The 24607-nt window shown below is 73.3% G+C and carries 23 protein-coding genes; 12 read left to right on the top strand and 11 right to left on the bottom strand.

Annotated features, from left to right (window positions below):
• Positions 1-85 precede the first annotated feature (85 nt).
• Together HDG69_RS10375 and ilvA are read left to right on the top strand one after the other, a co-directional pair.
• The gene (locus HDG69_RS10375) at positions 86-1351 is read left to right on the top strand and encodes an AI-2E family transporter (RefSeq protein WP_343036373.1); all 1266 of its coding nucleotides are present in this window, start codon (positions 86-88) and stop codon (positions 1349-1351) included.
• Complete coding sequence (gene ilvA / locus HDG69_RS10380; protein ID WP_171783702.1) at positions 1348-2568, top strand: threonine ammonia-lyase; 1221 nt, start codon at positions 1348-1350, stop codon at positions 2566-2568. Before HDG69_RS10375 ends, ilvA begins: the two co-directional genes overlap by 4 nt.
• A 171-nt stretch (positions 2569-2739) precedes the next feature.
• Here the strand turns inward: ilvA and HDG69_RS10385 are convergent, their stop codons facing one another.
• From HDG69_RS10385 to HDG69_RS10405, 5 genes are all read right to left on the bottom strand, one after another.
• Positions 2740-3144, bottom strand: a complete 405-nt coding sequence (locus HDG69_RS10385) for an ectoine synthase (protein WP_171783703.1) — start codon at positions 3142-3144, stop codon at positions 2740-2742.
• 41 nt (positions 3145-3185) lie between these two features.
• Positions 3186-4481 carry a diaminobutyrate--2-oxoglutarate transaminase gene (gene ectB / locus HDG69_RS10390; RefSeq protein ID WP_425484020.1) on the bottom strand — a complete coding sequence of 432 codons (1296 nt, stop codon included), beginning with the start codon at positions 4479-4481 and terminating at the stop codon, positions 3186-3188.
• Positions 4482-4579: 98 nt separating this feature from the next.
• Positions 4580-5119, bottom strand: a complete 540-nt coding sequence (gene ectA, locus HDG69_RS10395) for a diaminobutyrate acetyltransferase (protein ID WP_171783704.1) — start codon at positions 5117-5119, stop codon at positions 4580-4582.
• A gap of 126 nt (positions 5120-5245) precedes the next feature.
• Positions 5246-5728 carry a transcription elongation factor GreA gene (greA, locus tag HDG69_RS10400; RefSeq protein ID WP_171783705.1) on the bottom strand — a complete coding sequence of 161 codons (483 nt, stop codon included), beginning with the start codon at positions 5726-5728 and terminating at the stop codon, positions 5246-5248.
• Between the two features lie 179 nt (positions 5729-5907).
• Positions 5908-6336, bottom strand: a complete 429-nt coding sequence (locus tag HDG69_RS10405) for a DUF4307 domain-containing protein (protein WP_171783706.1) — start codon at positions 6334-6336, stop codon at positions 5908-5910.
• Positions 6337-6395: 59 nt separating this feature from the next.
• On the opposite strand from HDG69_RS10405, the gene mca reads away from it, so the two are divergent.
• From mca to HDG69_RS10420, 3 genes are read left to right on the top strand one after another with little or no spacing between them, the layout of a single operon-like run.
• Positions 6396-7292, top strand: a complete 897-nt coding sequence (mca, locus tag HDG69_RS10410) for a mycothiol conjugate amidase Mca (protein ID WP_246256413.1) — start codon at positions 6396-6398, stop codon at positions 7290-7292.
• Positions 7292-7654, top strand: a complete 363-nt coding sequence (locus tag HDG69_RS10415; RefSeq protein ID WP_171783707.1) for a hypothetical protein — start codon at positions 7292-7294, stop codon at positions 7652-7654. The genes mca and HDG69_RS10415 overlap by 1 nt, the downstream gene beginning before the upstream one ends.
• Positions 7651-8463 carry a carbon-nitrogen hydrolase family protein gene (locus HDG69_RS10420; RefSeq protein WP_171783708.1) on the top strand — a complete coding sequence of 271 codons (813 nt, stop codon included), beginning with the start codon at positions 7651-7653 and terminating at the stop codon, positions 8461-8463. Before HDG69_RS10415 ends, HDG69_RS10420 begins: the two co-directional genes overlap by 4 nt.
• Before the next feature lie 16 nt (positions 8464-8479).
• On the opposite strand, the gene trhA is transcribed toward HDG69_RS10420, so the two are convergent.
• The gene (gene trhA / locus HDG69_RS10425) at positions 8480-9280 is read right to left on the bottom strand and encodes a PAQR family membrane homeostasis protein TrhA (RefSeq protein ID WP_425484021.1); all 801 of its coding nucleotides are present in this window, start codon (positions 9278-9280) and stop codon (positions 8480-8482) included.
• Positions 9281-9512: 232 nt separating this feature from the next.
• Here trhA and HDG69_RS10430 point away from each other — a divergent pair, with 232 nt between their 5' ends.
• Genes HDG69_RS10430 through HDG69_RS10440 form a run of 3 tightly spaced genes read left to right on the top strand, consistent with a single transcriptional unit; the run spans position 9513 to position 11998 of the window.
• Positions 9513-10274 carry an isoprenyl transferase gene (locus HDG69_RS10430; RefSeq protein WP_171783709.1) on the top strand — a complete coding sequence of 254 codons (762 nt, stop codon included), beginning with the start codon at positions 9513-9515 and terminating at the stop codon, positions 10272-10274.
• A 40-nt stretch (positions 10275-10314) separates the two neighbouring features.
• Entirely contained in the window at positions 10315-10803 is a 489-nt protein-coding gene (locus HDG69_RS10435) for a MarR family winged helix-turn-helix transcriptional regulator (RefSeq protein ID WP_171783710.1), read from the top strand.
• A 34-nt stretch (positions 10804-10837) separates the two neighbouring features.
• Positions 10838-11998: a glycerate kinase gene (locus HDG69_RS10440; RefSeq protein ID WP_171784028.1), complete on the top strand. Its 1161-nt coding sequence runs from the start codon at positions 10838-10840 to the stop codon at positions 11996-11998.
• Positions 11999-12022: 24 nt separating this feature from the next.
• On the opposite strand, the gene HDG69_RS10445 is transcribed toward HDG69_RS10440, so the two are convergent.
• Positions 12023-14002 carry a S1 domain-containing protein gene (locus HDG69_RS10445; protein WP_171783711.1) on the bottom strand — a complete coding sequence of 660 codons (1980 nt, stop codon included), beginning with the start codon at positions 14000-14002 and terminating at the stop codon, positions 12023-12025.
• Between the two features lie 177 nt (positions 14003-14179).
• On the opposite strand from HDG69_RS10445, the gene HDG69_RS10450 reads away from it, so the two are divergent.
• The 3 genes from HDG69_RS10450 to HDG69_RS10460 are packed head-to-tail and all read left to right on the top strand — an operon-like array spanning position 14180 to position 17002.
• A complete protein-coding gene (locus tag HDG69_RS10450) occupies positions 14180-15325 on the top strand; it encodes a ferrochelatase (protein ID WP_171783712.1) in 1146 nt (381 codons plus the stop codon).
• Positions 15326-15359: 34 nt separating this feature from the next.
• Positions 15360-16130: a hydrogen peroxide-dependent heme synthase gene (hemQ, locus tag HDG69_RS10455; RefSeq protein WP_171783713.1), complete on the top strand. Its 771-nt coding sequence runs from the start codon at positions 15360-15362 to the stop codon at positions 16128-16130.
• Positions 16131-16180: 50 nt separating this feature from the next.
• Positions 16181-17002, top strand: coding sequence for a TspO/MBR family protein (locus tag HDG69_RS10460; RefSeq protein ID WP_171783714.1), 822 nt, complete (start codon positions 16181-16183; stop codon positions 17000-17002).
• Here HDG69_RS10460 and HDG69_RS10465 read toward each other — a convergent pair.
• The 4 genes from HDG69_RS10465 to HDG69_RS10480 all read right to left on the bottom strand — a co-directional run bounded on the left by HDG69_RS10465 (position 16977) and on the right by HDG69_RS10480 (position 20904).
• Positions 16977-17810 (bottom strand): putative protein N(5)-glutamine methyltransferase, encoded by an 834-nt coding sequence (locus tag HDG69_RS10465; protein WP_343036375.1) that lies wholly within the window; start codon positions 17808-17810, stop codon positions 16977-16979. The two genes, HDG69_RS10460 and HDG69_RS10465, sit on opposite strands and share 26 nt — an antisense overlap.
• A gap of 8 nt (positions 17811-17818) precedes the next feature.
• Entirely contained in the window at positions 17819-19093 is a 1275-nt protein-coding gene (locus HDG69_RS10470; RefSeq protein WP_171783715.1) for a Glu/Leu/Phe/Val dehydrogenase dimerization domain-containing protein, read from the bottom strand.
• A 110-nt stretch (positions 19094-19203) separates the two neighbouring features.
• Positions 19204-20034 carry an aldo/keto reductase gene (locus HDG69_RS10475; RefSeq protein ID WP_171783716.1) on the bottom strand — a complete coding sequence of 277 codons (831 nt, stop codon included), beginning with the start codon at positions 20032-20034 and terminating at the stop codon, positions 19204-19206.
• 42 nt (positions 20035-20076) lie between these two features.
• Positions 20077-20904, bottom strand: a complete 828-nt coding sequence (locus HDG69_RS10480) for an AraC family transcriptional regulator (protein ID WP_343036378.1) — start codon at positions 20902-20904, stop codon at positions 20077-20079.
• A 99-nt stretch (positions 20905-21003) separates the two neighbouring features.
• Between HDG69_RS10480 and HDG69_RS10485 the strand changes: the two genes are divergently transcribed.
• Entirely contained in the window at positions 21004-24555 is a 3552-nt protein-coding gene (locus tag HDG69_RS10485; RefSeq protein ID WP_171783717.1) for a proline dehydrogenase family protein, read from the top strand.
• Positions 24556-24607: the final 52 nt, after the last annotated feature.

Below are 24607 nucleotides of genomic sequence, written 5' to 3' on the forward strand. Positions count from 1 at the left end.
CCAGACGGCGATGTCTACATCTTCCCCACATTCCCGGCGGTCCCGTCGCCGAGCGCCGTCGAGGGTCGGGTCCTATCGTGGGGCCGTGGCGACCCCCGGTGAGACGACTGTCAGCGGCCGTGACATGGTGCCCGCGAGCGTGCGGGGGGCCGCGGCATGGTCGTGGCGGCTGCTCATCATCGCCGCCGGCGTCGCCGGCCTGCTGTGGGTCCTGGCGGAGCTGAAGACGATCGTCGTCCCGGTCGCGGTCGCCCTGCTGATCACGATCCTGCTGCGTCCGGTGCGGATCACCCTGGAGAAGTGGGGCGTCCCCCGCGGGCTCGCGACGACGCTGTCCATCCTCGGGCTGATCGCCTTCGTCACGGGCCTGGTCGTCATCGCCGGTCAGTCGATCGTCAACGGGTTCCAGGACCTGTGGGACCAGGCGGTGGCGGGGTACGAGGAGTTCCTCTCGTGGCTGTCAGAGGGTCCGCTGGGACTGGACACCGCCACGCTCGCGGACCTCGGCAGCCAGGCCCAGGACCTCGTCGCGGACCAGAGCTCCACCCTGATCACGGGGGCGCTGGGCGCCGCCACGACGGTCGGACACGTCCTGGTCGGGGTCATCATCGCGCTGTTCTGCATCATCTTCTTCCTGCAGGACGGGCGGACCATCTGGACCTGGACCGTCAACCTCCTGCCGATCTCCGCCCGGGAGACCGTCCACCAGGCCGGCCGCCGCGGCATGGTGACGCTGTCGGCCTACGTGCGGACCCAGATCCTGGTGGCCCTGGTCGATGCGATCGGCATCGGGGTGGGGTCGGCGTTCTTCGTCCCGGCGCTCGCGATCCCCATCGGCATCCTGGTGTTCGTGGGGTCGTTCGTCCCGATCCTCGGTGCGATCTTCACCGGTGCGATCGCCTGCGCCGTCGTGCTCGTCGCCGAGGGGTGGATCGCGGCCCTCATCATGCTCGGCATCGTCCTGCTGGTGCAGCAGGCCGAGAGCCACATCCTGCAGCCGTTCCTCATGGGTCACGCGGTCTCGCTGCACCCGGTGGGCGTGGTGCTCGTCGTGGCGGCCGGGACACTCGTCGCCGGGCTCATCGGCGCCCTGTTCGCGGTGCCGCTGGCCGCGGTGCTCAACACGGTCATCCAGTACCTGCACGGGCACGACAAGTTCCCCGAGCTCGGCACCGACGATCACCTGCCGCTCCTGCGTCGCCGTCCGACGCTCGCCGACCTACCGGGTACGCTCCTGTGGCCGAGCCGGTCCGGCACGTCCGACGACGACGGCGCGCAACCCACCACCTCGGGTGACGCTCCTGCTGCACCGGCTCCCGACGCCGGACCGGCAGGAGAGAGCAGGTCGTGACAGCACCGCACCCGATCCATCGTGTGACCCTCGACGACGTCCGCGCGGCTGCCGCGCTGCTGGAGCCGGTGGTGACGCGCACCCCGGTCCACCCCTTCCGGGCGCTGTCCCAGCTGGCCGGGGCCGACGTCGTCCTCAAGTGCGAGAACCTGCAGCGCGCCGGGTCGTTCAAGATCCGTGGCGCGTACACGCGGCTCGCCGGCCTCACACCGGAGCAGCAGGAGCGGGGCGTCGTCGCGGCCTCCGCCGGCAACCACGCGCAGGGCGTCGCGCTGGCGGCGGAGCAGCTCGGGATCCCGGCCGTCGTCTACATGCCGCAGGGCGCCTCCGTGCCCAAGCTGGAGGCGACGCGCAGCTACGGCGCCGAGGTGCGCCAGCTCGGCGCGACCGTGGACGAGGCGCTGGGCGCCGCGCGGGCCGAGGCGGCCCGCACGGGCAAGGTGCTCATCCACCCGTTCGACCACGTCGACGTCGTGGCGGGGCAGGGGACGGTCGCGCTGGAGATCCTCGAGCAGGTGCCCGACGTCGGGACGGTCGTGGTTCCCCTGGGCGGTGGTGGCCTGGTGGCCGGCATCGCGACGGTGCTGGCGGAGCTCGCGCCGCACGTGCGGGTGGTCGGTGTGCAGGCGGCGTCGGCGGCGGCGTACCCGGCGTCGATCGCCGCCGGGCACCCGGTGCCCGGCGATCTCGGTCCGACGATGGCGGACGGCATCGCGGTGGGAACGCCGGGCGACGTGCCGTTCGAGGTGCTGACGCGGCTCGGGGTCGAGGTCCGCACGGTCACCGAGGACCAGATGTCCAGGGCCCTGCTGCTGGTGGCCGAGCGCGGCAAGCTGGTCGTGGAACCGTCGGCCGCGGCCGCGGTGGCCGCGGTGATGGTCTCGCCGAACGCCTACACCGGGACCGTGGTGCCGGTCCTGACCGGTGGCAACATCGACCCGTTGCTGCTCCAGCGCGTCGTCCAGCACGGTCTGGTGGCCGCGGGACGGTACCTGCAGCTCTCGGTACGGCTCGACGACAAGCCGGGCGCGCTGGCGGCGCTGCTGGAGACGATCGCCGCGGCCGAGGGCAACATCGTGCGGGTGGACCACCGGCGCACCGACACCACGCTCGAGGTGTCCGAGGTGCTGGTGACGCTGCAGCTCGAGACGAAGGGCTACGAGCACCGCGCGGCGGTCCTGGACCGCTTGCGCACCGACGGCTACCGCATCGGCTAAGCCGCAGGGTCGGCCGACCTCGTCCGAGAGGCGCGGGCGGAGACGGGGAGCACCTAGAGGCGCGAGAAAGGCCCCGCGCACGGTCGTCAAACGCGAAGTGCAGGGCGCGCAGCGCCCGTGAACGCGACCGTGCGCGGGGCCTCTTCTCGCGTCGCCCCGCGCGGTGAGAGCTCAGACGGTGGTGGTCTCCGGCTCGGTGATGAGCGGGTAGACACCGTTCTCGTCGTGGACCTCGCGGCCGGTGACCGGCGGGTTGAACACGCACACGCACGTGATGTCGGTGCGCGGGCGCACCTTGTGCTTGTCGTGCTCGTTGAGCAGGTACAGCGAGCCGGGCTTGAGCTGGTGCACCTCACCGGTGGCCAGGTCCTCGATCTCGCCCTCGCCCGAGGTGATGAAGACGGCCTCGATGTGGTTGGCGTACCAGAAGAAGCTCTCGGTGCCGGCGTACAGCGTGGTCTCGTGCACGGAGAAGCCGACGCCCTCCTTGGCGAGGATGATGCGCTTGGAGCGCCAGTTCTCGCTCTTGATGTCGGCCTCGGTGTCGGTGATCTCGTCGAGAGTGCGGACGATCATGGTTCTCCTCGGTCGTGAGAGGTGGGGTGGGCAGGCGTCCGTCAGCCGAGGACGGTGTCGAAGGCCTCGTCGAGGATGGCCAGGCCGCGACGCAGCTCGTCCTCGGTGATCGTCAGCGGAGGCAGCAGCTTGACGACCTCGCCGTCGGGGCCGGAGGTCTCGACGAGCAGGCCGTGCTCGAACGCGTACTGGGTGACCCGGCCGGCCAGCTCACCGTCGGGCAGCTGCAGCCCGCGCGCCAGGCCACGGCCCTTGGCGAGCAGCTCGTGGTCGGGGTAGCGCGAGACGACCGAGTTGAAGTGGCTCTCGACCAGCAGGCCCTTGGCCTTGACGTCCTTCTCGAGGGTGTCGTCGGCCCAGTAGGTCCGGATCGCCTCGGACGCCGTGGCGAAGGCCGGGGCGAACCCGCGGAAGGTGCCGTTGTGCTCGCCGGGCTCCCACACGTCGAGCTCGGGGCGCACCAGGGTGATCGCCATGGGCATGCCGTAGCCGGAGATGGACTTCGACAGGCAGATGATGTCCGGGACGATGCCGGCCTCCTCGAAGGAGAAGAACCCGCCGGTGCGACCGCAGCCCATCTGGATGTCGTCGAGGATGAGCAGGATGCCGTGCACCTTGCACAGGTCCGCCAGGCCGCGCAGCCACTCGGCGCGGGCGGCGTTGATGCCGCCCTCGCCCTGGACGGTCTCGACGATGACGGCGGCGGGCTCGTTGAGACCGGAACCGGCGTCCTCGAGCATGCGCTGGAAGTACTGGAAGTCGTCCACGTCGCCGTTGAAGTAGTCGTCGTACGGCATGGGGGTGGCGTGCACCAGCGGGATGCCGGCGCCACCGCGCTTCATGGAGTTGCCGGTCACGGACAGGGCGCCGAGCGTCATGCCGTGGAAGGCGTTCGTGAAGTTGATGACGGACTCGCGGCCGGTCACCTTGCGGGCGAGCTTCAGCGCCGCCTCGACGGAGTTGGCCCCGCCCGGGCCGGGGAAGACGACCTTGTGGTCGAGGCCGCGCGGCTCGAGGATGTGCGAGCGGAAGGTCTGCAGGAACTCGCGACGCGCGGTGGTCAGCATGTCGAGCGAGTGGACCATGCGGTCGCTCGTGAGGTAGTCGACGAGGATCTTCTTCAGGCGTGGGTTGTTGTGCCCGTAGTTGAGTGATCCCGCTCCCGCGAAGAAGTCGAGGTACTCGGTGCCGTCCTCGGCGAACACCGTGGCGCCGACCGCACGGTCGAACACCACGGGCCAGGCGCGGGAGTAGCTGCGGACCTCGGACTCGAGGGCGGTGAAGCCTGTCGGGTCGTCGGTGGTCGACGCGTCGGTCTGGGGGGTCAGGGTCGTCACGGAGGACACTCCTCTGAGGTGGTGCGCGCAGGTGCTTCGAGTGGTGCGGGGGCTGTGTCGTCACCTGCGCGCGGGACCGGCGCAGCCCGGGGGACCTGTCAGTGGCGGAAACCGTCGATCACGAGCAGTGGTTCGGCCTCGTGGCCGTCGGGGAAGTGGTGGGCCTCGAAGCCGGGCGCCTCGTGGAGCGTGGCACCGCGGGCTGCCGACCAGCGCTGGAACACGCGCCGGGAGGACTGGTTGTCCTCGGTGACCGTGGTCACCATCGAGGTGATCTCCGGCTGGTCGTCGATCACGGCGTCGATGAGCCGTCCGGCGACACGTCGGCCGCGAGCGCGCTCGTCGACGGCGACCTGCCAGAGGAAGTAGCGGCTCGGGTCCCGGGGGAGGCGGTAGCCGCTGACGAATCCGACGACGTCGTCGCCCAGGAGGGCGATCCGGCACGTGTCGGAGAAGTGGTCGGCGAGCAGCAGGTAGCTGTACGACGAGTTGAGATCCAGCGAACCGGAGTCCCGGGCGACCCGCCACATGCCCCCGCCGTCGTCGACGGTGGGTCGGCGGATCGTGAGTGGTGCGTCGTCGTTCGAGGCGTCGTTCGGAAGGGTCGGATCGGTCGATTGCTCGTCAGAGATTGTCATACCGAGAACAACCATAGACACGATCGAGGCATAATCCCACCCCTGGCCGGTGAAGCCGAGGTGCGACGTTGACCACAGCCGCACGATGCCGGGACGTTCGTCCTCCTCCGTCCCGGCACCGTGACGTCAGCCGGAGAAGGGCTTGGCGCTGCGGATGAGCACCGGGATGTCGCGCCCGTTCGGAGCGGTGTAGCTGGTGGAGTCGCCGACGTTCTTGCCGTCGATGGCGGCGCCGAGCGGGGACGTGGGGGAGTAGACGTCGAGGTCCGTGGTGCCGGCGATCTCCCGCGAGCCCAGCAGGAACGTCATCTCGTCGCCCGCCACCTCGGCGACGACGACCATGCCGGCCTCGACCTTGCCGTCGTCCGCGGGCTGCGCCACCGCGACGTTGCGCAGCTTGTCGGTCAGCTCGCGGATGCGTGCCTCGTTCTTGCCCTGCTCCTCGCGGGCGGCGTGGTAGCCACCGTTCTCCTTGAGGTCACCCTCGTCGCGTGCGGCAGCGATGCGCTCGGCGATCTCGGTGCGGTACGGGCCGGAGAGGTGCTCCAGCTCGGACTTCAACCGGTCGTGAGCCTCCTGGGTGAGCCAGGTGACGTTGCTCTCGGTCACGAGGGCTCTCCTTTCATGGTGCTCGTGGCCTGCGCCGGGCGGCACGCGTCGGCGCGCCCGGCGGGGCGTCGGCACGCGCGCCGGACGGCGCAGGACTGCGTGTGAATCCCTCAGGATAACCGACGTGCCGCGCTGCGGTGCCCGCCGCGCTGCTCGCGGTCGTGCCGGGCCGCTGCGTGTCAGCCGGTGGTCTCGCACCCGACGACGTCGGCGGACGTCGCGAGCTCCGAGGTGCCGACCGAGACCTGGTACGCCGAGGTGCGGCTCTCCGCGGGGCCGACGGCGACGTCGAGGGTGCCGACCTGCGCATAGCTCGGGGACAGGACGTCGACGGTGCAGACCGCTGTCGTGCCGGCCGGCATGTGCACCTGGAACGTGACGTCGACCTGCTCGGCGTCGACGATGTCGAACCCGACCATCTCGGCCGTGACCGGGTCGGCGGCGCTCTGGGAGAACGAGAACCAGGCGACCAGGCCGACGGCGGCCGTCAGGGCCGCGGCGATCGCCAGGGCCCGGCGTCGAGGGCGGGTCCGCGCCGTCGGCCGCACCGTCGCTCGCGCCCCGCCGTAGCGACCGGCGGGGACGGTGGGGGGCTGCTCGGAGGTCATGACACCATTGTCCCCGACGAACGCTTGCGTCCCGCACCCTATCCACCCTGGGAGGACCTTTGTCCGGCGAACCACTGCGGCTCATGGCGGTGCACGCGCACCCGGACGACGAGTCGAGCAAGGGCGCGGCCACGACCGCCCGCTACGCGGCCGAGGGGGTCGAGGTGCTGGTCGTGACGTGCACGGGTGGGGAGCGCGGCGACGTGCTCAACTCGTCGTTCGTCCCGCCGTCGGGCCATGGCTTCGACACGCTCGAGGCCAAGCGTGCCGTGCGCCGTCTGGAGATGGCGGCCGCGGCCGAGGCGCTGGGGGTGCGTCAGCACTGGCTCGGGTTCGTCGACTCCGGGCTCCCGGAGGGCGACCCGCTGCCGCCGCTGCCCGAGGGGTGCTTCGCGCTGCTCCCGCTCGAGGAGGCGTCCGCGCCGCTCGTCGAGCTCGTGCGCGAGTTCCGGCCGCACGTCATGACGACCTACGACCCGTCCGGCGGCTACCCGCACCCGGACCACGTCCGGTGCCACGAGGTGGCTTTCGAGGCCTACCACGCGGCGGGCGACGGTGACCGTTACGTCGTGGACGGCGGCGCCGCGCCGTGGGAGCCGCTCAAGCTCTACTACAACCACGGCTTCTCCATGGACCGGCTCCGTGCCGTGCACGAGGCGATGGAGGGCGCGGGGCTCGAGTCGCCGTTCGGCGACTGGATCGAGTCGCGCACCGCGCGCGAGATCCCGGAGCGCATCGCCACCACCCGCATCGAGGTCGCCGAGTTCTTCGCGCAGCGCGACGCCGCCCTGGTCGCCCACGCGTCGCAGATCGACCCGGACGGCTTCTTCTTCGCCGTCCCGCGCGACATCGAGGTGGACGTGTGGCCCACCGAGGAGTTCGAGCTCGCGGAGTCCCGTATCGAGGTCACGACGCCCGAGGACGACCTGTTCGCCGGCGTGCGGAAGGAGTCCTGATGTCCCTCGCCCTGCTGGTCGGTCTGGCCGCCGACGTCGAGCCGTCGCCGTCACCGACGTCGACCACGCCTCCGCTCGAGGACTGGGAGGTGACACCGGGTCTGACGGGCTTCCTCGCGACCTTCGCCGTCGCGGCGGCCGCGGTGGTCCTGTTCCTGTCGCTGAGCCGCCACATGCGCAAGGCGAACGCCTACGCCCGGGCGCACGGCATCGAGGTCGCCGAGCGCCGGACTATCGGGTTCCGCCGTGACGAGCCCGCACCGGTCTCGGCGGGCAGCCCGGACACGCCGGTCTCCCCGGACGCCGCCGTCGACGACGGCGGCCCGGACGGGACGGGCGACGGGCGGGGCCCGTCGTCATGACGCGGGTCACCGTCGCGCAGGTGGCGGTCGCGGACGACCACGAGGCGAACCGCTACCTGGTCGCGGACGCCTTCGGGGCGGCGGCCAAGGTGGGGGCGGACCTGCTCGTCCTGCCGGAGTACGCCTCGGGCTACCACCGGCACGGGGTCGGCATCGAGCACGCCGAACCCCTCGACGGCCCGTTCGTGACGGCCCTGCGCGCGCTCGCCGAGCGGCACGGCGTGGCGGTCGTCGCCGGGACGACGCTGCCGGGCGGCGGGAGCGGTGCTGACCACGGGCCGCACCGCGCGGTGAACGCCGTCGTCGCGGTGGGCGCGGACGGCGGGCTCGTCGGGGTCTACCGCAAGGTCCACCTGTACGACGCGTTCGGGACGCGGGAGTCCGACCGCCTCGAGCCCGGTCCGGCGGACGCGGAGCCCCTGACGATCCGGGTCGGCGACCTCACGTTCGGCGTCATCACCTGCTACGACCTGCGGTTCCCCGAGTCCGCCCGGCGGGTCGTCGACGCCGGTGCGGACGTGCTGCTCGTCCCGGCGGCATGGGTCGCCGGCCCGCTCAAGGCCGAGCACTGGCGTGCGCTGCTGGTCGCACGGGCGATCGAGAACACCGCGGTGGTCATGGGTGTGGGGATGGCGGGCAAGGGGGTCACGGGGCGGTCGTTGCTGGCCGGGCCCGACGGCGTCGTCGGGCTGGAGCTGGACGAACGGCCGCAGTACCGCACCGTGGACCTGGACGCCGCAGAGCTCGCGGCCGTGCGCCGCGCGAACCCCTCGCTGGCGAACCGCCGATACACCGTCGTGCCCCGCTGACCCGTCGCGCAGGCCGTCAGACGGCGGCGAGGTAGATGGCGACGGTGTGGCAGGTGAAGCCCACCACCGTCAGCGCGTGGAAGATCTCGTGGAACCCGAACCAGCGGGGGGAGGGGTCGGGGAACTTGGTCCCGTAGACCACGGCACCCACCGTGTAGGCGAGGCCGCCGCCCGCGACGAGCCAGACGACCGCGGGGCCGCCGGCGGCGCCGAACTGGCCGAGGTACGCGACGGCCACCCAGCCGAGCGCCACGTAGACCGGCACGTACAGCCAGCGCGGGGCGTTCATCCACAGCACGCGGGCGAGGAGCCCGGCGACGGCGCCGGACCAGACGATCGTGAGCAGCACGGTCGCGGTGCGGGTGTCCAGCAGCATCACGGCGAGCGGCGTGTAGGTTCCCGCGATGATGAGGAAGATGTTGGCGTGGTCCATGCGGCGCAGGACGGCCGCGACGCGGGGTGACCAGTTGCCGCGGTGGTACACGGCGCTGGTGCCGAAGAGCATGAAGGCGCTGAGGCCGAAGACGGCGGCAGCCACCTTGCCGGCCACGGGCTCGGCCAGGACGACGAGGACGATGCCCGCCGCCAGTGCCAGGGGCGTGGCGACGGCGTGGATCCACCCGCGCAACCGGGGCTTGAGGCGCCGGGCGACCTCGACCGCGCCCTCGGCGAGTTCCTTCGCCCCCTCGGCGACGCCCGTCGTGCCCTGGGCGACGTCCTTCGCGCTCCGGGCCACGTCCTGGGCGGCGGCGGTGACGTCCGTTCCGGTCTCCGGTGCCTCGGCCCGGTGCGACCGGTGCTCGGTTCCTCCTGCCACTGCTTCTCCTTCTCCGGGGTGGTCGCCCCAGGGGGCGACGGTTCAACCTACGGTACCGTAGGTTACGCCGACGTAGGCGAGCTTGGTGGGCGACGACGCACCGTCCTGTGAAGATCGTGCGAGGACCCGGCGCGGTCCGCCCGGCAGGACGGAGCCAGGGGCCCGGGGCCCGGCACGGGAGCGGTACCGTTGTCCCGATTCGTCACCCGCCTCCCCCTTGCGAAGGACCAGCGTGCGCCTGCCTCACCCGCTGTACAGCCTGTACGAGCGTCGGCTCGCCGGCTCGCTGGACCGCGAGCAGATGCCACGGCACGTCGGCGTCATCCTCGACGGCAACCGGCGGTGGGCGAAGTCGTTCGGTGAGACCGCCGACACCGGGCACCGCAAGGGGGCCGACAAGATCACCGAGTTCCTCGGGTGGGCCGAGGAGCTGGGCATCGAGGTCGTCACCCTGTGGATGCTCTCCACGGACAACCTGGCACGCCCCAAGGACGAGCTGGCCAACCTGCTCGACATCATCGAGGACGCGGTGAGCGACCTCGCCGGGTCGCGGCGGTGGCGGCTGCGCGTCATGGGCCGCCTGGACCTCCTGCCCGAACGCCTCGCCGGCACCCTGAGAGCCGCGGTCCGCGAGACCGCGGACGTCGTCGGGCTGCACGTGAACGTGGCCGTGGGCTACGGCGGACGCCACGAGATCGCGGACGCGGTGCGTTCCTACCTCAAGGCCGCCCAGGCGGACGGCACCACCCTCGCGGAGCTCGCCGAGAGCCTGGACGTCGAGGACATCGCCGCGCACCTCTACACCAAGGGCCAGCCCGACCCGGAGCTGGTGATCCGCACCTCCGGCGAGCTGCGGGTCGGTGGCTTCCTGATGTGGCAGAGCGCGCACTCCGAGCTGTCCTTCGTCGAGGCGTTCTGGCCCGACTTCCGGCGCGTCGACTTCCTGCGCGCCCTGCGTGACTTCTCCCGGCGTGAGCGCCGGCTGGGACGATAGACCCTCGACCCGCGGCGACGACGCCCGAACAGGAGCTCCCATGACACCGCCCGACGACCACCTGCCCGGGACCGCCCGCGACGCCGCGCGGACCTGGGAGGCGCTCTTCCGCACGCAGGTCACGCTGATGCGGCGCTTCCAGGCCGACGCCGTCTGGCAGGAGATCTCCATCCGCGAGTACGACGTGCTGTTCACGCTGTCCCGCGCCGAGGGCGGCACCATGCGCCTGCGCGATCTCAACGAGAGCGTGCTCATGGCGCAGTCGTCCCTCTCCCGGCTCGTCGAACGGCTCGAGGACCGCGAGCTCGTCCTGCGCACCGTGCCGCCGGACGACGCCCGGGGCACCCTCGTGGCGCTCACGGAGACCGGTCGGCGCATGCAGCGCACCGTCGGACGACGGCACGTGCGCGCGATGGAGCAGTACGTCGGCGGCGCGCTCGACACGGCCGAGCAGGCCGAGCTGACCCGCCTGCTCGACCAGCTCAGGAGCGCTCAGCCCTCCATCCCGGACTGGCGCCCGCAGGACTGACCCGTCCGGATATCCTCGGCGCGTGACCTCGCCGATGTCTCCTGAGCCCACACCGCCCCACGTCGTCGTCGTGCCCGACTCGTTCAAGGGCAGCCTCACGGCCGCCGACGTCGCCGAGGCGCTGCGCAGCGGGGTGCTCGCCGCGGCGCCGCACGCACGGGTGACCTGCCTGGCCATGGCCGACGGCGGCGAGGGCACCCTCGACGCCCTGCTCACGGCCTGGCGAACCCCCGTCCATCACGTCGAGACCGTCGACGCCGTCGGCCGTCCCACCACCGCTCGGTACGCCGTCTCGCCCGACGGCCGGACCGGCGTCGTCGAGCTCGCGGAGGCCAGCGGGCTCCCCGCCGTGAGCGACGCGCCCCTGCAGCCCCTGCACGCCGGCACCCACGGGACCGGTGCGGTGGCAGCCGCCGTGCTCGACGCAGGGGTCGAGGAGGTGCTGGTCTGCCTGGGCGGCTCCGCGTCCACCGACGGCGGGGCCGGGGTGCTGACCGGACTGGGCGCACGCCTGCTGGACGCCGAGGGTCGCCCCGTCCCCGACGGCGGAGAAGGGCTCGCCCAGGTCGCGTCCCTCGACCTGTCCGAGCTGCACCCGCGTGCTCGCTCGGTGCGGTGGCGGCTGGCGGTCGACGTCACCAACCCGCTGGTGGGGGAGCTCGGCGCCGCTGCGGTCTTCGGCCCGCAGAAGGGAGCCGGCCCCGGGGAGGTGGCGTTCCTCGACGAGGCGTTGACCCGGTGGGCCGACCTCCTCGAGCGGGAGACGGGCGTGCGGACCCACGACCTGCCCGGCGCCGGGGCGGCCGGGGGTGTCCCCTCCGCTCTCGTCGCGCTGCTCGGCGCCGAGCCGGAGCCCGGGGCCACGCTGGTCGCGGAGTCCGTCGGGCTGCCGGCGGCGCTCGAGGACGCCACGCTGGTGCTCACCGGCGAGGGCTCGTTCGACTCCCAGTCGGTGCGCGGCAAGGTGGCCGACGGCGTCGCGCGGGTCGCTGCGGCGTCCCCCGCCCGGCCGCCGGTCGTCGTCGTCGCCGGGCAGGTCCTGCTGCCTGCCGAGCAGGCGCGAGCGGCCGGGATCGCCGCGGCGTTCTCGATCGCGCCCGGTCCGATCGGTCTCGACGACCTCATGTCGCGGACGGCGGTGCGCCTGGCCGACGTCGCGGCGTCGGTCACCAGCCTGGTCCTCGCCGGGCGCTGAGCCCGGCGCCGCCGAGCCCGAGGTTCAGGGGTCGATGTCGTCGTGCAGGACCACGCGCGACAGCTCGACCTCGCCGCCGGGCAGCACCCAGTAGTGCAGGCGACGGGCCTGCGGAGAGCTCACCTGCAGCGACAGGCGCATCGCGTGGGCGCCGTCGTGCTCCCGCACGAGGTGCGGGCTGCCGCCGCCGTCGCCGCGGCGCAGCCGGTGCAGCTCGAACCCGGGGACGTCGGGAGCCCGTCCGGTGAGGACGAGGACCACCGCGCGGTGCACCCGGTCCTCCAGGCCCCGCCCGACGTCGGCGAGCGAGTCGCAGAAGCGGGGCCCGACCGCGAAGTCGGGCAGCGGGTACCGGGCCTTCTCGTCGGGGCCGATGATCTCCACCCAGGTGCGGAGCACGTCGAACCGAAGCTGGTCCTCCGGGTCGACGAAGCACCGCTCCGGCGCCGCCGACGACGGGCGTGCGGTGCGGTGGCGCTCCTTGCGGGCGCTGCGGATCGTGGCCTTGTACCGCTCGACGGTGTCGTGCAGCCGGTCGAGCCGGTCGCGCTGCTCGCGGGCCAGGTCGCGCAGCCCGGTGACCTCGAGCTCCAGGGCGTGCGCGGTGGCGCGCAGCTCCGTCACCTCGCACTCGGCGCGGTCGGCCCGTGACCGGTGCTCGTGGACGGAGAGCTCGAGCTGGTTGACCAGCGTCTTCTTGGCCGGGTACTTCGGTGACGACGGCGCGGCACCGTGCTGCGGGCGGGCGTCGTCGGGCGAGGTGGCAGCCGGCGTCGGTGCGACCGGCACGGCAGGAGGCGGACCGGAGCCGCGCGGTGGGACCGCACGGCGGGGACCCGGGCCGGGCAGCGGCCGGGACGGGTCCGTGGCCCGGTCCTGCGTGCCGGACGGTCCGCGGTCGTCGGGTGTCGCGGCCGAACCCTCCGGGTCGGCGGAGACCAGGGGCTCGTGCGCGGGTTCCGGGAGCCAGGAAGGCCCGCCGTCGAGCAGGCTGAGCGCGGGGAGCACCGGGTCGGTGTCGGCCACGTCGTCGAGGCGCAGGTCGGGGCGCAGCGTCCCCCCTGCGGGCCCGGGGACGGGGTGGCCGGGCAGCACCCGGGCCGCGACCGTCTCCCCGACGGAGAACAGGTCACGCAGGTCGTCGTCGCCGCGCGACGCACGGTCCCCCGCCACCCGGACGGTGACGGCCGGGGCGAGAGCCAGCAGCACGCTGTCGGCGGTGACGTGGTGCACCTGGGCGGGGACGACCGCACCCGGGGGACAGGCGTCGTGGACCTGGGCGAGCTGGGCGGTGGCGTCGGGCAGCATGTCGCGCACGTCGAACCGGCGGGTACCCGGGTCGAGGCGTCCGCGCACACGCATCCCCGGTGCCAGCAGCCGGTCGATCGGCACGACCGGCCAGGTGAGCTCCTGGGCGACCTGTGCCGTCGCGCCGGCGGCCGTGCGGACGAGGGCGCGGGTGCCGATGACCCCGAGGACCACCGCCCCGACGGAGCCGGCCCCCGCCGGGGCGGTGGTCCCGCCGGCGAGCCCCGCGGTGGCTGCGGCGGTGAGGGCGCCCTGGACGAGGCGTTCGTGCACGCGGGTGCTCCCGGCGTCGTCGTCCGCGAACCACACGGGGGAGCGTGACAGGTCGTGCACCCATCCGACCCCGACGGGGTAGACGCGGGACGCCCCGCCGTACACCTGCGTGCCGGGCGGCATGCCGTGGGAGAACGCCCAGGACGGTTCCCCGGTGTGCACCACGACGACCTCGGCCAGCCCGCGGACCTCGTCCAGCACCCGGTGCGGGTCGACGGAGGGTCCCCGGTCGCGCGGGGTGGAGACGACCACGACCGGCCAGGCGCGATCGGTGCGCTGCAGGCGGGCTGCCAGCGCCTCGGCGTCGGCGGTGGTGCGCGCGTGGCCCACGACGGTCGGGACGGGTGGCCGGGCGGTGTCCGTGGCGCCGTGCCCTCCGGCGTCGCCCGTGCCGCGCCGGGCCGAGGTGCGGACTGGGGTCACGTCGCCTCCTTCGGCTCACGGGCGTACCGGGTCCTCCGAGCCTACCGGCCGTCGTGACCTGATCGTGACATTTGAGGATGCGGTCCGCGCGAGATGACGCGACGTCGGTTCAATGTCACGTCCGACGGGACGTCCTCCGGGCGCCCGTCGGGCCGGACCGGTGCAAGGATGAGCCTCATGCCGATGACCCCCCGCTCGGCCGACGCCGGCCCGTACGACGCCCTGTTCCTGTACTCCTTCGGTGGTCCGAACAAGGCGGAGGACGTCGTGCCGTTCCTCCGCAACGTGACCGCGGGCAAGGGGATCCCCGACTCCCGCCTCGAGGAGGTCGGCGAGCACTACTACGGCTTCGGCGGCAAGAGCCCCATCAACGAGCAGAACCTCGCGCTGAAGGCGGCGCTCGAGGCCGAGCTCGCCGACCGGGGTGTCGACCTGCCGGTCGTGTGGGGCAACCGCAACTGGGAGCCGTACACCGACGACGCGGTCGACGAGCTCGAACGGCTGGGCGCGCAGCGTGCCGTCGCTCTGGTGACCTCCGCGTACTCGTCCTACTCGGGGTGCCGCCAGTACCGCGAGGACCTGGCCGTGACGCTGCAGAAGCGTGGCCAGCTCGGCTCCGCGGGCTCCACCGGCGTGCAGTTCGACAAGATCCGCTCGTACTTCAACCACCCGGGGTTCGTGCAGGCCAACGTCGAGGCCGTCCTCGAGGGCTATGCCCGGCTCGAGGCACAGGGCGGTGCGCCCGCCGCGGCGAAGCTCGTGTTCGTCACGCACTCGATCCCCGACACCATGGAGGCGGCCTCACGGGTCTCCGGTGCCACCTACGCGGCACAGCACCTCGACGTGGCCGAGGTCATCGCCGGTCAGGTCGCCGCCGAGCGGGGCCACGCCGTCGAGTGGGAGCTCGCGTACTGCTCGCGCTCGGGGCCGCCGACGCAGCCGTGGCTCGAGCCGGACATCAACGACCTGCTCACGGAACGTGCGGGCGAGGGCCTGCGCGACGTCGTGATGTCGCCCATCGGGTTCGTCTCGGACCACATGGAGGTCGCCTACGACCTCGACACCGAGGCGATGCAGACCGCCACCGAGCTCGGCATGAACGCCGTGCGCGCGGGCACCGTCGGCACCCGTCCCGCGTTCGTCGCCGGCCTCGTCGACCTCCTGCTCGAGCGTGCGGCCATCGCGCGCGGCGAGGACGTCGAGCAGGCCACGGTCGGCGACCTGCCCGCCTTCCGCTCCGTGTGCGAGGTCGACTGCTGCCTGCGGCGCGACGGCGAGCCGAGCGGCGTGCCCGCCCTGTGCTCGCGCGACCTGACCCGCTGAGCAGACCCGCCGTACCGGACCAGAAGGAGCGCACGTGACCGACCACCACATCCACGCAGACACCGGCGAGGCCGTCGACGCCCAGGCCATCAACGAGTCCGTCCGCTACGCGATGATCTCGGTGTTCTCCGTGGCAGAGCCCCTGCCGGCCGAGGACGGCGCCCGCGCCGAGGCGGTCGAGGAGGCCGTCACGGCGCTGTGGGGCGACGGCGCCCACGACGGCACCGACCGCGACGCGTCCCGGACGCACGGCGACGTGGTGGTGCGCGGTGTCTACGACGTGGCGGGCCTGCGCGCCGACGCCGACCTCATGATCTGGGTGCACGGACCCACCGTGGAGTCCGTGCAGCACGCCTACCAGCGGCTGCGCGCCTCCCGGCTCGGGGCCGCTCTCGCGCCCGAGTGGTCCGTCGTGGCGCTGCACCGCGCCGCCGAGTTCAACAAGGGTCACGTGCCGGCCTTTCTCGCCGGCGAGCAGCCGCGGGACTACCTCTGCGTGTACCCGTTCGTCCGGTCCTACGACTGGTACCTGCTGCCCGACGCGGAGCGCCGGACGATGCTGCGCGACCACGGCATCGCCGCCGCGGGCTACGCCGACGTGCGGGCGAACACGATGAGCACGTTCGCCCTGAGCGACTACGAGTGGCTCCTGGCCTTCGAGGCGGACGAGCTGCACCGCATCGTGGACCTCATGCGCGACCTGCGGGCCACCGAGGCCCGCCGGCACGTGCGCGAGGAGGTGCCGTTCTTCACCGGCCCGCGGGTCTCGCTGGGTGACTGGGCGGACCGGCAGCCCCTCGCCTGACCTGCTCGGTTCCAGGTGCTCAGGGGCCTGATCTTCGCCATGCTGGACCCATGAGCACCTCCGAGGCCGCCACGACGCCCCCCACCGCCGCCGACCGCGTCCGCCAGGCCGTCGTCCTGGTCGGCTCCCTGGTCGCCGTCGCCGTCGCCGCCCTCGGCGCGGGGGCGGGCGGCGACCAGCCGGTCTCCGAGGCGGCGGGCGGTGCGCTGTCCGCCGACGCCACCGTGGTCGCGCCCGGCTCGCCGGCGTTCTCCATCTGGTCGGTGATCTACGCCGGGCTGCTGCTGTTCGCGGTCGTGCAGGCGCTGCCCGGACGAGCCACCGACCCCCGCCTGCGGGCGATCGGCTGGTGGGTGCTCGGCACCATGCTGCTCAACGCCGTCTGGATCGGCGTGGTCCAGGCCGGCTGGCTGTGGGGCAGCGTGCTGGTGATCGTCGCGCTGCTGGCCGTGCTGTGCGTCACCTTCGTGCGGGTGCTGCGGATCCCCTCGACCAGGCCGCTGGACACGGTGGCGACCGACGTCACGCTCGGCCTCTACCTCGGCTGGGTGAGCGTCGCCACGCTGGCCAACGTCGCGGCCACGCTCGCCGCGGACGACGTGGGGGAGCTCGGGCTCGGCGAGAGCGTGTGGGGTGCGATCCTGGTCGCCGCGGGAGCACTCGTGTCCGTGGCGGTGGCGGTCTACGGTCGTTCGCTGCCGAGCCTGACGATCCCCGTCGGCCTCGCTGCCGGGTGGGGGCTCGCCTGGATCGCGGTGGCGCGGACGCAGGGTCCCCTCACGGACGTCGTCGTCGCCGTGGCTGCCACGGTCGCCGCGGTCCTCGCCGTCGTGGCACCGATCCTCGTCACCCTGGCCCGACGCCCCCGGTAGACGCCGTCGCCACGATCACGATCCCGCCGGCGCCGTCCTCGTCGTGCACGACGCGACCGGAGAGTCCTGCGGCGCCGACGAGCGCCAGCGCACCGGCGACCTGATCGGTGCCCACCTCGAACAGCAGGGTGCCGCCCGGCCGCAGCCAGCCGGGCGCCTCCGCGGCCACCCGGCGCAGCACGTCGAGCCCGTCAGGGCCGCCGTCCAGCGCCACCACCGGTTCGTGGTCACGGGCCTCGGCGGGCATGGTGGCGATCGCCTCGGTGGGCACGTACGGCGCGTGGCACAGCAGCACGTCGACGGTCCCGCGCAGCCCGGGCGGGAACGGGTCGAAGAGGTCGCCGTGGTGGACGAGGCCGCCCAGCGGGCCGATGTTCGCCCGGGCGTGCTGCACGGCGGTCCGGTCGACGTCGCCCGCGTGCAGGACCACGCCTCGCCTCGACACCCCGGCGGCACCCGGCGGACCGGCCTGCACGGCGCGGACCACCGCACCGCCCACCGCACCGCTCCCGCAGCACAGGTCGAGGACGACCGCCGGCTGCGAGCCCACGCGACGCCCGAGCACCGCGACGGCGCCGGCGACCATGAGCTCGGAGCGGCGGCGGGGGACGAAGACGCCCCGGCCCACGGACCACCGGTGCCCGGCGAGCTCCGCCCACCCCAGCAGGTGCTCCAGCGGCTCGCCGGCCACCCGGCGCGCGACCAGCCCGGTGAGCTCGTCCCCCGACTGCTCGGCGAGCAGCAGCCGTGCCTCGTCCTCGGCGAACACGCAGCCGGCCGCGCGCAGGCGCGCCGCGATTTCCTCCACGGCGGGTCTCAGGGGTAGAGCCCTCGGATCTCGTGCGCCTCGGCCGTGCGCCGCACGCCGATGACCAGTGCCGCCTCGCGCAACGAGATGCCGTCACGTCGAGCCAGGGCCGAGACGTCGGCGTAGGCCGACGACATCCGGCGCGCGAGCTTCTCCGCGATCTCCTGCTCCGACCACCAGTACGTCTGGTTGGCCTGCACCCACTCGAAGTAGGAGACGACGACGCCGCCCGCGTTGGCCAGCACGTCCGGCACCACGGTCACCCCGTTGGCCGCGAGGAGACGGTCGCCCTTCGCCGTGGTCGGGCCGTTCGCCCCTTCCACGACCCAGCGGGCACGGACGGTCCCGGCCGTCGACTCGTCGAGGACACCTTCCACGGCGGCCGGGACGAGGACGTCGACGTCGAGGGCCAGGAGCTCGTCGTTCGAGACGGGGTCGCCGCCGTCGAACCCCTGGACCGACCCGGTCGCCTCGACGTGCTGCTGCAGCCGCGCCACGTCCAGCCCGTCGTCCGCCCGGACGCCCCCGTACTGGTCGCTCACCGCGACGACCCGCGCGCCCCGGTCGGCGAAGATCGACGCCGCATGCCCACCGACCTTGCCGAAGCCCTGGATGGCCACGGTGACCTCGGTCAGCGGCACCTCCGCCTCCTTGAGGGCCGCGGCGGTGACGTGCACGATCCCGGCGCTGGTGGCCGTCTCACGGCCGAGGGAACCACCCACCGCCAGCGGCTTGCCGGTCACCACGGCCGGGATCGTGTAGCCGCGGTTGACCGAGTACGTGTCCATCACCCACGCCATCGTCTGGGCGTCGGTGCCCATGTCGGGAGCCATGACGTCGGTGTCCGGGCCGATCATCGGCATGATCTCGGAGGTGTAGCGACGCGTCACCCGCTCGAGCTCGGCCTGCGAGTACTCACGCGGGTCGATGTCGATGCCACCCTTGGCGCCGCCGTAGGGCAGGTCCACGATGCCGCACTTCCAGGTCATCCACATCGCGAGCGCCCGGACCTCGTCGACGTCCACGGCGGGGTGGTAGCGCAGCCCGCCCTTGCCCGGGCCCCGCGAGACGTTGTGCTGCACCCGGAAGCCGTGGAACAGCACCGTCTCGCCGCTGTCCCGGCGCAGCGGCACGGCGACGTGTGTCTCCCGCCGGGGCGTCGCCAGCATCTGGTGCATGCCGTCGTCGTACCCCAGGTGGGTGACGGCCGTCGTCAGCTGGCCCTGAGCCGTCGCCAGGGGTGAGGCGTCAGCCGTCACGGATGCGGTGGTCGCCGTCGTCATCGTCAACGGATCCTCCAGAGAGCAGGGGCAGCCGACCCTCGTGGGGTGCTGCCAGGGGTGGCGCGGCCCTGGTCGTGGGCCTCGGTGGAACGGTAGCGCGTCCGGGTCGGTCAGTGCCCGAACTCGTCGGAGTCGGTGACGTGCGCCTCGCCCCGGTCGAGAGCGCTGATCGTGGCCAGCTCGTCGGCCGTCAGCTCGAGGTCGAGGGCAGCGAGGTTCTCCCGCTGGCGCTCGGGCGAGGACGACTTGGGGACCGTCACCAGACCACGCTGGGTGACCCAGCGCAGCACGACCTGGGCGGGCGTCGCGCCGTGCGTGGTCGCGATCTGCGTGATGGCCGGGTCGTCGAGCATGGTGGCGGGCTTCAGAGGGCTCCACGCCTCGGTGACGATGCCGTGGTCGGTGCCGAAGGCGACCGTCGCGTCCCGGGTGGCGTACGGGTTGAGGTTGATCTGGTTGACGTCCGGTGCCACGCCGGTCGCATCGAGGAGACGCTGCAGGTGCGCCGGCTTGAAGTTCGACGTGCCGACGGCCCGTACGACGCCGTCCTCGAGCAGGCGGACCAACCCCTGCCACGCCTCGACGTAGCGGTCCTGGCCGGGGTTCGGCCAGTGGATCAGCAGCAGGTCGAGGTAGTCGACGCCGAGGCGCTCCAGGCTGGCCTCGCACGCCTGGCGGGCACCCTCGACGCTGTGCCAGCGCTTGTTGAACTTGGTCGTGAGGAACAGCTCGGACCGGTCGATCCCGGCGTCGCGCACGCCTCGACCGACGCCGCGCTCGTTGCCGTAGTTCTCCGCGGTGTCGATCGAGCGGTACCCGGACTCGATCGCGGTGCGTACCGCGACGGCGGACTCGGCGTCGTCCATCGGCCAGGTGCCCAGGCCGAGGAGGGGCATCCGCGCTCCGTGGGACAGGGTGATCGTGGGTGCTGTGGTGCTCATGGCACGCAACCTACGCCCCGGCGGCGGCGCGTGCGAAGGGGATCAGCCGCGTCGGGCGCGACGGCGGAACGAGGACGGCGTCTCGCCGGTCAGCCGGGCGAAGGTCCGGGTGAACGCGGCCTGGTCGTAGAACCCGGTGGCTGCCGCGACCTCGGCGAGCGGTGTGCCCGTCGAGGTGAGCAGGTCTGCCGCCCGGTCCACGCGGGTGCGCAGCACGAGCTGGAGGGGGGACAGGCCGAACACCTGGCGGACCCGTCGGTCCAGGACGGCGGGGGTGCACCCGGCCATCGCGGCGAGGTCGCCGGACCGCAACGGCACCTCGGGCGTGCGGTCAAGGTGCCGGACCACCGCGGACCGCAACCGTGCCATGGCGTCCATCGTGGCGTCGTCGGCCCGGCCGGAGCGCAGGTCGCTCGAGACGGAGACGAACCCGAGCACGCGGCCGCCCCCCGAGGCGTCCTCGCCGGAGCCCCGGGGTGCGTGCACCGGGAGCTTGGACGTGAGGTACCAGCCAGGGGTGCCGCCCACGCGCCGGATGAGCTCCAGCTCACCGCGCAACGGGCGGCCGGTGCGCAGCACCTCGGTGTCCTGGGCCTCGTACCGTTCGGCGAGCTCGGGGACGAACAGGTCGCGGGCACGTCGACCGACGACCTGCCGGCGCGAACGCTCGTTGGTGCGCCGCACGAACGTCTGGTTGACCAGCACGTACCGGCCGCCGGCGTCCTTCGCGCAGAACATCACGTCCACCAGCTCGTCCATGAGCTGGACGAGGGTCGGTGCCATCGCCTCGAGCAGGGCGGCGCCGTCGGGCCACAGATCGCCGGTGGGCCGTTCGGCGGCACGGGGACCCGGCGGGGAGGGGGGAGACACGATGCCGGTCTACCGGCCGCGGGCCGTTGTCGCAAACCCGCTGGCCCGCAGCACGTTCCGTACAAGACGTGCAGCGGTGATCGGGCGCATCCTGGACGGATGAGCACCCACCTGAACGAGCGAGGCGCCACCACCGCCGGCGACGCTCCCTGCGCCCCGTCCGCGGCGGCGCTGGTCGAGGACGCCGTCGCCCTCGCGCACTCCTGGATCGCGGCCGCCGAGGGAGCCGGGGGCGCCACCCGCGCCGACCGCCGCACCCGGGCCACCGCCGAGCGGCTCGGGGACCTGGTCGCCGACCCCGCAGGCCTGGACCTCGCCGTCGGGTTCGTTGACGACGTCGCCCGGCCCCAGGACGTGCGGGTGGCGGCGAAGGCGCTCTCACGGCTCGGACGCGACGCCGGCTCCGCCAGCTTCCTGTCGCCCGTGGACCGGACGCTCTTCCGGGTCGGCGCGGCCGTCGCGCCGATGCTGCCCGCCGTCGTCGTGCCGGCGGCCCGCATCCGGCTGCGCCAGCTCGTGGGACATCTCGTGGCCGACGCCGGCCGCGGCCTCGGCAAGCACCTGGCCCGCACCCGCGACGAGGGCTACACCCTCAACGTCAACCTGCTCGGGGAGGCCGTGCTCGGGGCCGACGAGGCCCAGGCGCGGTTGCAGCGCACCCTGGACCTGGTGCGCCGCGACGACGTCGACTACGTCTCGATCAAGGTCTCCTCGGTGGCGGCCCAGCTCGTCACCTGGGACCTCGACGGCTCCCGCGAGCGCGTCGTCGCCCAGCTCCTGCCGCTGTACCGCGCCGCTCGCGACCACGGGGTGTTCCTCAACCTCGACATGGAGGAGTACAAGGACCTCGCGCTGACCACCGCCGTCTTCCGCGACGTGCTGGACCGCGAGGAGTTCCGCGACCTCGAGGCCGGGATCGTGCTGCAGGCCTACCTGCCCGACGCGCTGGGTGCGCTGGACGAGCTCACCGAGTGGGCGCAGGGTCGCGTGCGAGCCGGCGGAGCGCGGATCAAGGTCCGACTCGTCAAGGGCGCCAACCTCGCGATGGAGCACGTCGAGGCCGAGCTGCACGACTGGGAGGCCGCGACCTACCCCACCAAGCCGGACGTCGACGCGAACTACGTGCGAATCCTCGACCGCCACCTCACCCCCGAGCGGACGGCCGCCGTCCGCCTCGGCGCCGCGTCGCACAACCTCTTCCACGTGGCGCTGGCCGTGCTCCTCGCGCGCGGACGCGGCGTCGCCGACGGCCTCGACGTCGAGATGCTGCAGGGCATGGCGCCGATCGAGGCCCGGCTCGTGCGTGCCGAGCTGGCCTCCCACGGGGGTCCCGGTGAGCACGGCGAGGTCGTGCTGTACACCCCGGTGGTCCGCGACGAGGACTTCGACGTCGCGATCTCCTACCTGGTGCGCCGGCTCGAGGAGAACGCCGCCGAGCAGAACTTCCTGCACGCCTCGTTCGCGCCGTCGGACGCGGTGCCCGGGGTGTCCGAGACACCGATGGAGCGGCAGGAGGTCGCGTTCCGCGCGTCGGTGTCGCACGCGACGCCGTACACGCCCGACGCCGTCGCCCCCCGTCGGCGCTCCCGCTTCGCGACCGGCGCCCCGGACGCAGCCTCGGCGGACCACGTCGGGACGGGCGCCGCCGCCCCGCGCTTCCGCAACGCCATGGACACCGACCCGTCGGTGGCCGAGCACCGTCGGTGGGCGGCTCGCATCGTCGGTCCGGACAGCGGGTTCGTCCCGGTGCAGGCGCCCGAGGTCGCCGACGTCGCCACGATCGACGCGGCGGTCGCCCGGGCCGCCGAGGTCCGCGAGCAGTGGGCGGCTGTCCCTGCCGCCGGGCGTGCCCGGGTGCTGCGCGAGGCGGCCCGCCGCCTCGAGGCGCGCCGTGGCGACCTCGTGGCGGCCGCCGTCCACGAGGCCGGCAAGACCGTCGCCGAGACCGACCCCGAGGTCACCGAGGCGATCGACTTCGCCACCTACTACGCCGACGCCGCCGAGGCACTCGCCGACGTCGGCGGCGCCGACTTCACACCCGACGGCGTCACGCTGGTCACCCCGCCGTGGAACTTCCCCGTGGCCATCCCCATCGGTGGGGCGCTCGCCGCGCTCGCGGCCGGGTCGACCGTGATCGCCAAGCCGGCGCCGCCGACCCCGCGCTGCTACGAGCTCGCCGTCGAGGCGGTCCATGACGCGCTCGAGGCGGTGGCCCCCGAGATCGGGCTGGCCGCCGACGTGGCGCGGGACGCCGTGCAGTACCTGCGGGTGCCCGACGGCGACCTGGGCAAGCACCTGGTCACCCACCCGGGTGTCGCCCGGGTGGTGCTCACCGGTTCCATCGAGACCGCCGAGCTGTTCGCCCGGTGGCGTCCGGAGCGGCCCGTGCTCGCGGAGACCTCGGGCAAGAACGCCCTGGTCGTCACCCCGTCGGCTGACCTCGACCTCGCGGTCGCCGACGTGGTACGAAGCGCCTTCGGGCACGCGGGGCAGAAGTGCTCCGCGGCGTCGCTGGTGATCCTCGTCGGCTCGGTCGGTGACGCGACGACGGCGACGGGCGAGCGGTTCCTGCGTCAGCTCGTCGACGCGGTGCGCTCCTTGGCGGTCGGTCTGCCGACGTCGTTGTCGACGGTCATGGGACCACTGACCGAGCCGGCCGCGGGCAAGCTGGCACGGGCGCTGACCACCCTGGAGCCGGGGGAGACGTGGCTCGTCGAGCCTCGTCGTCTCGACGCCGAGGCCGTGGACGCCGGGATCGACCCCGACCGGCTGTGGACGCCGGGGCTGCGCGACGGCGTCGTCCCGGGCTCCTTCTTCCACCTCACCGAGGTGTTCGGGCCGGTCCTGGGCATCATGCACGCCGAGACCCTGGACGAGGCGATCGCGACCCAGAACCAGGTGTCCTTCGGGCTCACCGGTGGCATCCACTCGCTGGACGCCGACGAGGTCGCCACCTGGCTCGACCGCGTCGAGGTCGGCAACGCCTACGTCAACCGGCACATCACCGGGGCGATCGTGCAGCGGCAGTCGTTCGGCGGGTGGAAGGCCTCCGCCGTGGGACCGGGTGCCAAGGCCGGTGGGCCCAACTATGTGGCCCAGCTCGGTGCGTGGAGCGACTCGGCGACGCAGGACGGGGGCCCGCCGTCGCGCGGCAGCGACCCCGAGGGGTGGCTCGCGTGGGCCGAGGCGTCGGACGACGCCGCCTGGGCCGACGAGTTCGGCGTCGACCACGACAAGACCGGCCTGAGCGTCGAGGAGAACACGTTCCGGTACCGGCCCGTGGACCAGGTGACCGTCCGAGTCGGGGACGACGCGCTGCCGGTCGAGGTGCGCCGGGTCCTCGCCGGCGCCCGGCGCGCCGGGGTGCGTGCCGTCGTCGTCCCCGAGGCCGACGCCGGCTGGGGCGTCCCGCACGAGGAGCCGGTCTCCCACGCCCGGTTCGCCGAGGCGGTCGCCGCCGGACGCGTGACCGGCAGGATCCGGGTGCTCGGCTCGGCGCCCGGTCTACGGGAGGCCGCTGCCGGTCGTGTCGGGGACGTCACGGTGCTGGACGGCCCGGTCCTGGCCGCCGGACGGCGTGAGCTGCTGACCTTCCTGCGCGAGCAGGCCGTCAGCCGCACGAAGCACCGGTACGGCCACCTGCGCGACTGAAACCGCCCACAGCGCTGGACGCGCCTCGGCCCCCGCCCGGTGCTGCGCCTCC

Source organism: Isoptericola halotolerans (genome assembly GCF_013149785.1).
Taxonomy (GTDB): domain Bacteria; phylum Actinomycetota; class Actinomycetes; order Actinomycetales; family Cellulomonadaceae; genus Isoptericola; species Isoptericola halotolerans.